Source organism: Acinetobacter sp. ANC_7682, from assembly GCF_056779795.1.
The window spans coordinates 85,119-97,610 of sequence record NZ_JBWYIQ010000007.1; the positions used below are offsets into that span (position 1 = coordinate 85,119).

The following is a 12,492-nucleotide window of genomic DNA, read 5'->3' on the forward strand; positions in this document are numbered from 1 at the left end:
GAAATTACTGGGTAAGGTTCGTCTGCGCTTGTTTGAGCAAACGATACATTTCATCTTTTAATTTAAGTTTTTTTCGCTTTAGAAACTCAATATCATCATTAATTACATTAACTGGATTTAGTTCCAAATGCGTAATTTCATGATCTAGCATTTCATGCTCCTCGAAAATTTTAGCGAAGTGAGGGTTTTCTTCTCTTAAAGGCTGAATAAGTTCACGGAACTCAGGGAAAAGGTTTTTCAGCTTTTTATTGCATTCTTTAACTTTCATTGATGGTTTAATCCTTTCATTCTAATCAATAAAAAATAAATGCATGTAACAGTACATGCATTTATGTGGGCTTGCTTTATTTGAAGTATTTCACTTGCTTGCGCAATTGTTGTACTTCATCTATCAGATCCATCATCATGGCGACGGCAGGGAGACTTGCTTCAAAATCCCGTTGCAAGCGATAAGCTCTCCGTGCTCGAGTAAGTTCTTCACCAAAAAATTGATGGATTTTTTGCTCAGAACGAGCAGGTAGAATCTCATATTCAAGTAATTGCAAAACCCATTCAGGACTTTGTCCGCATGCTTGGGCAAAATGCTTTAAATCAAAAATACATTGGTCATCAATGATTTCAGCCTCTAAATATCCATTTTTGTACACTTCTCGGTACTGAATCGTTGTCATGATTCACCTCCTTCATCACGAGGGTTGAAATGTGTAAATGCTTGAGCAAATTGCTCATATGCCTGTTTTTGCTGCGGGGATTCTGCTCTTGGATAAACAATATTCAGGATTAGATAAAGGTGTCCTGGGGGGGAAGAGGGAATCCCTTTTTCTTTAATACGGAGTTGTTTGCCATAAATTGTATGTTCAGGAATACTGACTTTAATCTTTCCAGAGCGGGTTTTTAGCTCGATGTCTTGGCCTAAAGCAGCTTCCCAAGGACTAATGTTAATGTGATAGTAAATGTCTGCCTGATCGACATATATGCTGTCAGTGGTTTGATAATGGATCTGTATATAAAGATCTCCATTTTCGCCGCCCGATAAACCAGCTTGTCCTTGACCTTTGAGTCGAATTTGTTGACCGTTTTTCATCCCTTTCGGGATTCTAATTTCAAGGGTTTTTCGCTGAACTTCAGGTTGTCCATATGCATTAAAAGTGGGTATACGCAATTGGATGGATTGAGTGACACCTTCAAAAGCGACTTGTAAGGGCACTTCTATACTGGCATGTTGATCTTCACCACGAATCGGCTGGGATTTAGATTGGTGTGAGCGCTGTGCATAACCTCCACCAAAACCTGTTCCAAAACGCCCAAACAAATCTTCAAAGCCAGAAAAGTCATGATTCGTATGGTTTTCACTATCCGAGAAAGGAGACTGACTATTCAACTGATCGAGTTGTTGATCGTACTCTTGTTTTTTTAAAGGATCACTTAATGTGTCATACGCAGTATTAATCGCCTGCATTTTTTTTTCGGCATCAGGTGCTTGACTGATATCGGGATGGTATTTCCGAGCCAGTTTTCGATATGATTTTTTTATTTCCTCAGGACTCGCATCGCGATCTAGTCCGAGTTCCTCATAATAATTATTTGCCATTAAGCAAAAATAACCGTTGATTAACTTTTAATCATTATGGGCAGACTTTCGAAGACTACAATATGTTCAGATGGTGAATAATTGTTTCAATTTCTTACAACAAAAAAAATCAGCAAGTAAAACTTGCTGATTTTCGAAGAGAACTGTTTAGGATTAACTGAGGTGCTCGCCGAATAGACCAAGTGCTTCTTCAGCAGTAAATCTGTATTGAGTGTTACAGAATTGACAGTCCATGGTAATAGGGTTCTGTTGTTCTAAAATTTCACGCACAGATTCAGCACCCACCTGAATTAATGCTGTAGAGCAACGCTCTTTAGAACATGTACAGCCAAATTGAAGTTGTTCAGCTTCAGGTAGTCTGACTTCTTCTTCATTATATAAGCGATACAAAATTTCTTGCGCATCCAGCTCAGTAAGTTCATCTGTTTTTAAAGTTTCAGTGAGCATGGTTAGACGAGGCCAGATATCTTCATCAACCTTTTGCTGCTCTTCATCATTGTTACGCGGTAACAATTGAATCAAAAGACCACCAGCGCGTTGAGCAGTACTAGCTAAAACGATCTTGGTTGGGATTTGGGCAGATAAATCATAATACTGCATGAGGCATTTAGCTAAATTCGGCTGATCTAATGGCACGATACCCTGATAGCGTTCACCAAATTCAGGTTCAATATTAATAAATAAAACTGGACTGACCAAAGTTTTCAGAACGATGCTGCTGTCTGATGCTTCTTCAAAACGTGGATCAGCTTCATATTCAGCTAATCCGCGTACTTCACCGAGGTGATTACATTCAGCCATAGCCCATTTTAAGGTGCCAGAAGCTTGAATTTGGAGGCTAATACGTCCCTTAATTTTAAGTGTGCTGGCCAACAATGCAGTCGCACTGAGCATTTCGCCCAATAAAATTTGAATCGCAGGTGCATAGGCGCGTTGTGCTAAAATTGTTTTAAGCGCATCTTCAAGATGTACGACTTCACCACGAACAGGGCTGTTATCAATAAAAAAACGTTGACGTAAATCAGACATAAAATTCTCCAAATCCCTGTCTAGATGGTGACGATATTGTAAATCACAAGTTAAAATTCTTCATCTCGACAAACATTAATTTGGTTTTGCGAGTGCTTAGCGCGTCGTTCTATAGAACTTACTTCAGAATCAATGGTTTCATCTAAACTTTCTGAAAGTGGTTGATGTTGTTGAGCATCATTTTCAAAAATTTGTTCGAGTTCCGCTAAGAAATTTCGATAGCTTTCAAAGACTTTTTGATCATCCGTATAGATGCGTTGTTGCTCAGCTAATAGACGCTCATCATAGTCTCTAAATATTTCAATACTATGTTGAGCATGTTCTTGACTTAAACCTAACGCGGTTAAGGTGCGAAATGCCATACCGAGTGAAGATAGAAAAGTTTCACGCCAAATATGCTCAATGCCTAAGTCTTTAAGTAAATGCATATGATGTCGATCACGGGCACGGACGATGAGTTTGAGCGTTGGATAATTCAAACGTAAATGGCGAGCAATATTCATCGACATTTCCACATCGTCTACAGCAAGTACAAATGCCTTAGCATGCTCGATGCCTGCAGATCTCAATAAATCAGGGGAGGAGGCGTCTCCATAATAAATTTTACCACCGTACTTTCTCACAAAATCAATTTTTTCTAAATTATTATCAATGGCTGTAAAGCTGACATGATTGAGATAAGCAACGCGCGCCACTATTTGTCCGACGCGTCCAAAACCTGCAATGATTAATGTTGAATGAGTGTCTGGTAATGGGACATCTTCAGCGCTATCAGTCTTTCGATCAAGATATGGAATGAGCCATCGTTGTGCAAGCCAGAAAATGACAGGGGTGAGTGCCATCGAAATTGCAATGATCAGAATCGTAGGGGATAACACTGCTTGAGTAATTAAACCTTCGGTATTCGCAACAGCTAAGATCACATAAGCAAATTCTCCTCCTTGAGCAAGACAAATGGCAATCAATACACTGGTTTTCCATTGAAATTTAAAATATCGCGCGATTGCAACCATGCTTAATATTTTTATGATGATCAGCACTAATGCCCCACCAAAAATGAATAGCGGCTGATCTACGAGGAGATCAATCGGTGTCATCATGCCTACGCTCATAAAGAATAAACCGAGTAATAACCCTTTGAAGGGTTGAATGCTCGATTCCAGTTCATGGCGAAACTCAGAATCCGCGAGTAATACACCTGTCAGAAAAGCACCGAGCGTGGTGCTTAATCCGAGCATATCCATAAACAGAACAACCGCTAAAACAATGAAGAGTCCAGCAGCCGTAATGAGTTCCGTTGCACCACTCTGTACAATGAATCTAAAAAATGGTCGCATCACATAGCGACTAAATAAAAATAAGCCAGTAAACGTTGCAACAACAGCGGCAAAATAAGCAATACCATGATGTGTAGACTGATTTCCCGCGAGTAGGGGAATCAGGGCGAGTAAAGGAATAGCGGCAATATCTTGAAACAGTAAAATAGAGAAAGATTGCTGACCATGCGCGGTATTCAGCTGCTGCTTTTCTGCAAGTAATTGCATGACAAATGCTGTAGATGATAAAGCAAGGGCAAGACCAATTACGACACTAGCAGCAAGATGCTGTTGGAAGAACAGCCAAATGGTTGCGACAAGAATTATACCTGTGATCAAGACTTGAGCACTTCCAATCACAAATATAGAGTGACGCATATTCCACAAGCGCTGAGGGCGTAATTCTAGGCCGATTAAGAACATCAAAAAAATCACGCCGTACTCAGCTAATTTCATTAATGTTTCGGCATCATTGGTCACATTCAATGCACTTGGACCAAGTAATATTCCTGTAAACAAATAACCTAAGACTGTCGCAATACCAATTTTTTTTCCGAGCGGAACAAAAATTAATGCGGCAGCTAGAAAAATTGTGATTTGTAACAACAATGGCATTGGCCTTCCCTAAAGTGGAATGTTGGACTGATGAAATTGTAATCGTGTCTGCTTTAGCTGTGTAAATTTAATTCAGGTCTTCGACTTTGATAATTTAACTCTATTCATGATTAGCTTAGCTCTTGAGGATCTATATCAATACTGAGCTTCATCGTTGAAGGTTTTTGTTGAAGCACGAATGGCCACCATTCTCGTATATAGAAATGCATTTTTGCACGATCTGATGACAATAAAACCACATGTGCCTGATAACGCCCAGCCTTTCGCTCCATTGGCGCAGGAATTGGACCCCAAATCTCAATCAGCTCACCAGTATGTTGTTGGAGCGATTGTGTCATATTGGTTAAAAAATTGAGATTTTCTTCCTGACTACGCGATTCACAACGTATTAATGCTGCATAGCGCATTGGAGGGAGTAAAGCAGCTTGACGATCATGAAGTGTTTCACGAGCAAAAGCACGATAGTCTTTATTAATGAGCGTGTTGAGTAGAGGGTGATCAGGTCGTAAAGTTTGTAGATAAACCTCACCTTTTTTTTCACCTCGTCCTGCACGACCTGCAACTTGAACAATCAATTGGGCTGTTCGTTCCGTTGCTCTGAAATCAACACTGAGTAGGCCACTATCAATATCTAAGATTGCAACTAAGGTTACATATGGAAAGTGATGACCTTTGGCTAACATTTGCGTACCAAGTAAAATCATCGGTTTACTTTGATGAATTTGCTCGTAAATTTTTTGCCAACTCCCGACACGGCTCGTGGAATCACGATCTACTCTGACCACAGGAAAGTCTGGAAATAAAAGTTGTAAATTCTCTTCAACTTTTGCCGTGCCCATTCCAATAGGCTTCAAGGTGTGTTGCTGACAAGAGGGGCATTGATCAGGCAGTCGATTAATTGTCCCACAGTGATGGCAATGCAGGTGCTCATATGGTTTTTTATGAAGCGTAAAATGTGCATCACAATGGGGACAATTGGCTTGCCATCCACAGCTTTCGCAGATCAGGACAGGTGCATAACCACGTCTGTTTAAAAAGATCAGTACCTGTTCTTCTTGATTGAGTCTTTTTTGAATTTCTTTAATGAGTTGTTCGCTTATACCATGCTGTTTTTGAGCAATCTTTAGATCAATTAAATGAATTTTAGGTAAGCTTGCACCTGCGGCACGTTCATCGAGTTTCAGAATCGTTAATTTTTTTTGCTCCACCAAATGATATGAGTCAATACTTGGTGTTGCTGAGCCAAGGACAATGGGGCATTGCTCTAAATAAGCGCGATAGAGAGCAACATCACGTGCATGGTAGCGAAAACCTTCTTGTTGTTTGAATGACAGGTCATGCTCCTCATCTAAGATAATGAGCCCTAAATTTGGCATGGGGGTGTAAATCGCAGAGCGTGTACCAAGAATAATGGAGGCCTTCCCTGTTTGAGCATATTGCCAAGCTTGGAGGCGTTTTGTGTCATTCAGTCCGGAATGCAACAAGACAATATTGCAGTGAAAGCGAGATTGAAATCGACTGATAGTTTGAGGGGTTAAGCCAATTTCTGGTACCAGTACCAATACTTGCTGACCTTTTTGTAAAACCTCTTGCATGACTTGCAAATAAACTTCAGTTTTTCCGCTTCCAGTTAAACCATCGAGTAAAAATGCTTGATAGCGATTTTGTGCTTTTAAAATGGATTGAATTGCTTTTTTTTGATCATCATTTGCTGTCAATGGCATTTGAGCCAGCTGTACAGGTTCAGGACTAAAGTCCTGCTGAATCAATTTACATTCGACGATTTCTTTCTTTTCAAGCGCTTTTAATGTTGCTGTTTCCACACCACTCAAATTCAGTATTGTCTCGGCAGTCCCTTGCGGATGTAACTTTAATATTTTATAAGCCTCTTGTTGTTTTAAAGATCGAGCCACTTTCTTTTCAGCGTCTAAATTTAAAACTTTCCAAGAGTGAGCTAATAAATTATAGGGTTTACCCTGCCTTAAAAATGTCGGCAAAGTGGTATGCATGACTTCCCCAATGGGAAATTGATAATATTGAGCAGACCACTGCGCGAGCTGAATGATCGTAGCATTGAGTATGGGTTGTAGATCCAAGATTTCAGTGATGGATTTCAGTTTGATTTTCGGATCTAATGGCGTTTCCGGTGCGATCTTTTCAAGTACGATTCCGACTAAGTTTTGACGACCAAACGAAACAAGAACACGGCAACCTATGTGTATAGTTTGGTATTGTTCCGCAGAAACTTCATAATCAAAACAATCATATAGATAAACTGGCACCGCGATGCGCACTCGATAAACAATTTGGCTTAATTCTGAAATATTTGTCATATATAGTCGTCGATCAATATGGTGAAAACTTATCGTGGATAACCAATGCTTGTGATAGAGTGTTCAAGTTGTTGCAAGTGATCAATATGAATGAAGAGAACGGTCTAAGGCAACTCTTAAGACATCATAATTAGGAAAATTAGAGCATTATCATGCCCGCATATCAATATACTGCCATCGATGCTTCAGGAAAGCAGCAAAAGGGTGTGCTAGAAGGTGATTCAGCCCGACAGATTCGACAACAGCTTCGGGATAAACAATGGATTCCAGTACAAGTTGATGCTGTAGAACAAAAAGACAAGCATCGAACTGGTGGTTTTTTTCAAAAAAAATTTACAGCTTATGACTTAGCTTTAATGACTCGCCAATTATCCGTATTAGTTGCTGCGGGGATCCCACTTGAGGAAGCATTAAGAGCAGTTGCCAAACAAAGCGAAAAAGCTCACGTGCAAAATTTGATGTTATCTGTAAGATCAAAGGTTTTAGAAGGTCATTCCTTGGCTCAAGGGATGCAACAATCTGGCAGATTCCCTGAACTTTATATTGCAACGATTGCTGCTGGTGAGCGATCAGGACACTTAGATCTTATTCTCGATCAATTGGCTGATTACACTGAAAATCGCTTTGCGATGCAAAAGAAGATTCAAGGTGCAATGATTTATCCTATTATTTTGATGTTGATGTCTTTCGGTATCGTAATGGGACTCATGACCTATGTAGTACCAGACATCGTTAAAACTTTTGACCAAAGTAAAGATGCGCTACCTTGGATTACGGTTGCTTTAATGAAAGCCAGTGATTTTATACGTCAAGCTTGGCCATTTGTATTGGTTGCATCGGCGTTGGGATTCTTTCTATTGGTGCGTTTTTTAAGGACTGCCGCAGGGCATTATGCTTTTGATCGTCTCACGTTGAAGTTGCCATTATTTGGAAAACTATCACGAGGTATTAATGCCGCCCGCTTTTCAAGTACCTTATCTATCTTAACGCAATCTGGTGTTCCTTTGGTCGACGCGTTGAAAATTGGTGCAGCAGTAAGTAGCAATTGGGTTATTCGAGATGCAGTCAATGTCGCGGCTGAAAAGGTCACAGAGGGTGGAAATTTGGCGACGCAACTTGAACGCTGTGGTTATTTTCCACCGATGATGGTGCAAATGATCAAAAGTGGTGAAGCCTCGGGTGAGTTGGATCGAATGTTAGAAAGAGCTTCGACGATGCAAGATCGAGAGGTTACTACATTGATCTCAACATTATTGGCGTTGTTGGAACCACTAATGTTGGTGTTAATGGCTGCGATTGTATTGGTGATCGTGATTGCTGTCATGTTGCCAATCGTCAACATGAACAATATGATTTAAACAGATTCAATAAATTCTAATAATGAATGAAATAGCGAGTGAAAACATGCGAAACAAGATGAAAATGCGAAAACAATCTGGTTTTACCCTGATCGAAGTGATGGTAGTGATTGTGATTTTAGGTGTGCTTGCAGCACTGATTGTGCCTAATGTCATGGGTCGTGGTGAGAAAGCGAAGGTTGATACCACAATCATTACGCTGAAAGGTGTTGCAGGTGCATTAGATCAATACAAATTAGACAACAACCAATATCCATCCATGCAAGATGGTGGCTTGGATGCCTTAGTCAATCAACCAGCTTCAGCAAAAAATTGGTTACCTGGTGGTTATGTGAAGGGTGGTTATCCTAAAGATAGTTGGGATAATGATTTGCAATATGTGATTCCTGGTTCGGAAGGTCGTGCATATGATCTTTATTCATTCGGCGCAGATGGAAAGCAGGGTGGTGAAGGAAATGATGCTGATATCTTTTACACACCATAAATGAAAATCATTATTAAAAAACATTCATGGTATTAATCACTTCACTTAATCGAATTAATAAATATTGAGTGAAGTGATAATCTTTATTATTTATAAATATTAACCCAAATCATTGATAATTATAATGTTTATAAATAATTGGTTTTTGGGATTTATAATAAGAATTATTCCCATATTTAATGGTTACAAGAAACAGAAAATATGAAGAAAATTAGGCTTTTTATTTTAATTTTTCCCTGCATAATGGAGCCAACAGATTAGCTTGATAATAAGGGGGAATGATGAAAGCATTAATATTGTCAGATGAAATCAATTTATTTCATTGGACTGTGCTCAAGTCTGCACTGCTTATTTTGAGCTTATTGCCTATTAGTCATCTATTTATTGATCTTTGGTCAAATGCAGATGCAAGCAGTCAAATCATGATCGGATTTATGGCGATTAGTGTATTTAGTGCGATTACGATTTTAAGTTTTTATAGTGCACTTAAAGCATCTGTTTTGACGCTGTCTGATGTATCTTCAACATTTGAAGCGCTGCTCATTAAAATTTATCGATCTATTCCGATGTTGAGTTTGATGGCAATGCTGTCTTACCTCACAACAAAAATTTAAAAAAACCGAGCATATTTGCTCGGTTTTTTTGATATAGAACGTATATTTGATTTGAAACCAAGTGTTATCGACGAGATTTAAAACTGACATCGACAACACGTGGTCTAAAGAACCAACCCATCACCAATAAAATCAATGACAATCCCAATATTGGCCAATCACTGAATCTCGTATACCAAGTTTGCCCTTCCATTGCAGGTAGATCACCACGAAGAACCGCTTTTTGATCAATTGGGGCTTGGCTGACGATTTCCCCTTTGTGGTTGATAAAAGCAGTCACACCTGTATTGGTTGCACGAATAAACCAGCGTCCATTTTCTTTTGCTCGCATTTGTACCATTTGTAAATGTTGCCACGGACCAGCCGTACCAGTAAACCAAGCATCATTTGAAACGGTGACGAGGAAATCACTATTTAGTGCATTGCGTCGGGTTAGGTTCGGATAGGCAACCTCATAACAAATCGCAGCAGCTAATTTGTGGTTGTGAATTGAAAATGGAGCTTGATCCTGCGGACCACGTGAAAAACCGCTCATTGAAGGATCATTTTGAAGCGCAGGTAACACCCAACTTAACAGGCCAGACAGCGGAATATATTCACCAAAAGGAACGAGACGCTGTTTTTTATATAAGCCTGTAGCTTCATCACCGGATGCCATCATGGAGTTATAATAACGCGGATAACCCAATGCCTTAGATTCATTTAAATCCCAATATGGAATGCCTGTTACCCAAGCTGTGTTGGTACTTTTGGCTTGCTGATCCATTGCATCTAAAAATGGTTCGATATCTGATTGAAACATTGGGATAGATGATTCAGGCCAAACCACCAAGTCACGTCCCCATTCTGATCGTGTTAATTGTGCATAGATTTCAAGTGTCTTTACTTGATACTCAGTTAACCACTTTAAATCTTGAGGGATATTACCTTGGATTAAAGAAACGCTCAGCGGTGCTGATTTTTTTTCTTCAACAAAAGTTAAATAGGATGCGCCCCATGCACCTAGTAATACAATTGAAACTGGAATAGCCCAAAAGTAGCGTTTTCGTAGGAGTTCAACAAGTGCAGATGCAATGAGAATGACCACGAAAGAAACGGCAAATACACCAAATAAAGGTGCATAGCTATCTAAGAAGCGCTCGGTAAAAGCATAACCTGCAAATAACCAAGGGAAACCAGTAAATACCCAAGTTTTTGCCCATTCAAAGAATACCCATAAAGGGGCAAAAGTAAGTGGTGTTTCTGGAAAGAATCGACGATATATCCAAGTTTGTATTGCTGTAAATAGCCCCATCACCAAGGCCATAATCGCAATCATGATGACACTTAAAAACGCAGATGTATCACCATACACATGGATAGAAGTGTATAACCAGAATGCACCAACAAACCATAAACCAAAACCGTAAGTCCAACCGATGAGGAATGCTTGTTTAGGATTTCGCTTACTGAGTGTGGCATATAGCAATGCTGGCGATAATATTGCCAGCCACCACCAATAAAAAGGTGCAAGTGCGAGACTAAAAGTCGCACCTGCTGTTAAAGCAATAAGGAGTGGATAAATGAAAGGTAATGATTTTTGTTTTTCTGAAGGACTCAATAATTTTTGAAAATAGGCTCTCATTTACGCACAGCTCGAATCAGATGAATAGTACGGACATCTGCTTCCACAATGGTAAATTCCCAATCTCCCAATTCAATCACTTGGCCTTGAAGATCGCTGACTAAACCAATTTCTTGCAGTAATAGTCCACCCACAGTTTCCACTTCATCATCAGAAAATTCAGCATTTAAAACATTGTTAAAATGTTCAATTGGTGTAAGTGCTTGAACTAACCACGTGTTACTGCTGTTGCTGGTTTGATCTGGAACAATGAAATTGGCTTCTTCATCGACATTGTCATGTTCATCTTCAATTTCACCCACAATTTCTTCAAGAATATCCTCAAGTGTCACTAAACCCGAAGTAGAACCGTACTCATCAATCACAATCGCAATATGTGTTTGAGTGTTTTTTAGCATTCGGAGCACTTGATCAGAACGCGCGCTTTCAGGCACAAAGATCGGTTGGCGCATCAGCGAATGCACATTTACTTTCGAATCACGATCTTTTAAGAAAGGTAAGAGGTCCTTTGCCAAAAGGATACCAATGACGTTATCAGGTTGATCTGTTGAAAATACAGGGAAACGTGAGTGTGCTGACTCGATGAGAACATCAAGAATATCCAATAACTCATCATCTTCTTGTAAGCTAACCATTGAAGTTCGTGGCGTCATGACTTCACGAATTTTAGTCGCTGGAAGGTCAAAGATTCCTTCGAGCATCGCTACTGTATCTGGTTCGAGTAGTCGACGTGAATCTTGTACAATTTTTAACAGTTCATCTCGGGTTTCTGGGGCTGTGCCTAACCATTTGCGTAAGCCACGCATACCCCACGATGTACCTGATTCCTCTTGCATGATCTTTCCTAAAGACTCTTCAATTGAAAAAATAAGTTTTAATCATACCGAAGAAAATACGCTTGTCTATTGGTAAAATTTTGATTCCTAATGATCTATTTGATCATAGACCACTGTATTTGGAGTCTTTTTCTGAATTTGGGAGTGAAAAGATTGAATTATGATAAAATAATCGCCCAATCTTTTTAGGGCGATATTGAATGTCTGATTCTCAAGTTCAACCTCAAATCCAGTTGAATACTCGTGGTTTACGTTGTCCAGAACCGGTGATGATGTTACATCAAGCCATTCGTAAATCTAAGTCTGGTGATGTGGTGGAAGTATTTGCAACAGATAATTCAACTTCTTGGGATATTCCTAAATTCTGTATGCATCTTGGTCATGAATTGCTGTTGCAAGAAGAACGTTTAGATGACAATGGGAACAAAGAATTTCATTATTTGGTAAAAAAAGGTTAGCCCGTCGTGAATTAACGGTTGAAACAATTCATATCGTTTAAAATTGATTTTTTCGTGTACAATTTGGGTTAAGAATATCTAAATAATAATGATTAACTCATTTTGACATGAAGAATTTCATCAATAATATTCAGCGTACGATTGAACAGCTCGGTCTAACCGCCCAAAACAGAGCCCTCCACATCCAATTCAGTCATTCACAACTGAATAGCCAAGTCTTCCTACAACGCATTG

The 12,492-nt window shown here is 39.4% G+C and carries 13 protein-coding genes; 5 read left to right on the forward strand and 8 right to left on the reverse strand.

All coding sequences use genetic code 11. The features are described 5' to 3' along the window. Window positions 1-4: 4 nt before the first annotated feature. The 6 genes from AC1M9D_RS04605 to AC1M9D_RS04630 form a co-directional block, all read right to left on the reverse strand. On the reverse strand, window positions 5-268 hold the full coding sequence (locus AC1M9D_RS04605) for an HP1242/YdcH family protein (RefSeq protein ID WP_481611597.1): 264 nt from the start codon (window positions 266-268) through the stop codon (window positions 5-7). A 76-nt stretch (window positions 269-344) separates the two neighbouring features. Then, window positions 345-671, reverse strand: a complete 327-nt coding sequence (locus tag AC1M9D_RS04610; protein ID WP_035264056.1) for a chaperone modulator CbpM — start codon at window positions 669-671, stop codon at window positions 345-347. Continuing rightward, complete coding sequence (locus AC1M9D_RS04615; RefSeq protein WP_481611598.1) at window positions 668-1,591, reverse strand: DnaJ C-terminal domain-containing protein; 924 nt, start codon at window positions 1,589-1,591, stop codon at window positions 668-670. Before AC1M9D_RS04615 ends, AC1M9D_RS04610 begins: the two co-directional genes overlap by 4 nt. 153 nt (window positions 1,592-1,744) lie before the next feature. Then, window positions 1,745-2,620 carry an Hsp33 family molecular chaperone HslO gene (hslO, locus tag AC1M9D_RS04620; RefSeq protein WP_092767221.1) on the reverse strand — a complete coding sequence of 292 codons (876 nt, stop codon included), beginning with the start codon at window positions 2,618-2,620 and terminating at the stop codon, window positions 1,745-1,747. A 50-nt stretch (window positions 2,621-2,670) separates the two neighbouring features. Next, on the reverse strand, window positions 2,671-4,551 hold the full coding sequence (locus AC1M9D_RS04625; protein WP_481611599.1) for a monovalent cation:proton antiporter-2 (CPA2) family protein: 1,881 nt from the start codon (window positions 4,549-4,551) through the stop codon (window positions 2,671-2,673). A gap of 110 nt (window positions 4,552-4,661) precedes the next feature. Further along, window positions 4,662-6,884, reverse strand: coding sequence for a primosomal protein N' (locus AC1M9D_RS04630; RefSeq protein WP_481611600.1), 2,223 nt, complete (start codon window positions 6,882-6,884; stop codon window positions 4,662-4,664). Window positions 6,885-7,036: 152 nt separating this feature from the next. Between AC1M9D_RS04630 and gspF the strand changes: the two genes are divergently transcribed. From gspF to AC1M9D_RS04645, 3 genes are all read left to right on the forward strand, one after another. Next, a complete protein-coding gene (gspF, locus tag AC1M9D_RS04635; RefSeq protein ID WP_035264068.1) occupies window positions 7,037-8,242 on the forward strand; it encodes a type II secretion system inner membrane protein GspF in 1,206 nt (401 codons plus the stop codon). A gap of 46 nt (window positions 8,243-8,288) precedes the next feature. Then, window positions 8,289-8,726 carry a type II secretion system major pseudopilin GspG gene (gene gspG / locus AC1M9D_RS04640; RefSeq protein ID WP_092767409.1) on the forward strand — a complete coding sequence of 146 codons (438 nt, stop codon included), beginning with the start codon at window positions 8,289-8,291 and terminating at the stop codon, window positions 8,724-8,726. A gap of 281 nt (window positions 8,727-9,007) precedes the next feature. After that, window positions 9,008-9,340 (forward strand): hypothetical protein, encoded by a 333-nt coding sequence (locus AC1M9D_RS04645; RefSeq protein WP_481611601.1) that lies wholly within the window; start codon window positions 9,008-9,010, stop codon window positions 9,338-9,340. 64 nt (window positions 9,341-9,404) lie between these two features. Here the strand turns inward: AC1M9D_RS04645 and lnt are convergent, their stop codons facing one another. Continuing rightward, the gene (gene lnt / locus AC1M9D_RS04650; protein ID WP_481596144.1) at window positions 9,405-10,964 is read right to left on the reverse strand and encodes an apolipoprotein N-acyltransferase; all 1,560 of its coding nucleotides are present in this window, start codon (window positions 10,962-10,964) and stop codon (window positions 9,405-9,407) included. Beyond that, window positions 10,961-11,800 (reverse strand): HlyC/CorC family transporter, encoded by an 840-nt coding sequence (locus tag AC1M9D_RS04655; RefSeq protein ID WP_092767211.1) that lies wholly within the window; start codon window positions 11,798-11,800, stop codon window positions 10,961-10,963. The genes lnt and AC1M9D_RS04655 overlap by 4 nt, the downstream gene beginning before the upstream one ends. A gap of 200 nt (window positions 11,801-12,000) precedes the next feature. On the opposite strand from AC1M9D_RS04655, the gene tusA reads away from it, so the two are divergent. Continuing rightward, the gene (gene tusA / locus AC1M9D_RS04660) at window positions 12,001-12,258 is read left to right on the forward strand and encodes a sulfurtransferase TusA (RefSeq protein ID WP_035264077.1); all 258 of its coding nucleotides are present in this window, start codon (window positions 12,001-12,003) and stop codon (window positions 12,256-12,258) included. Between the two features lie 107 nt (window positions 12,259-12,365). Next, on the forward strand, window positions 12,366-12,492 hold a 127-nt coding region (locus tag AC1M9D_RS04665), incomplete at its 3' end, for a hypothetical protein (protein ID WP_481611603.1).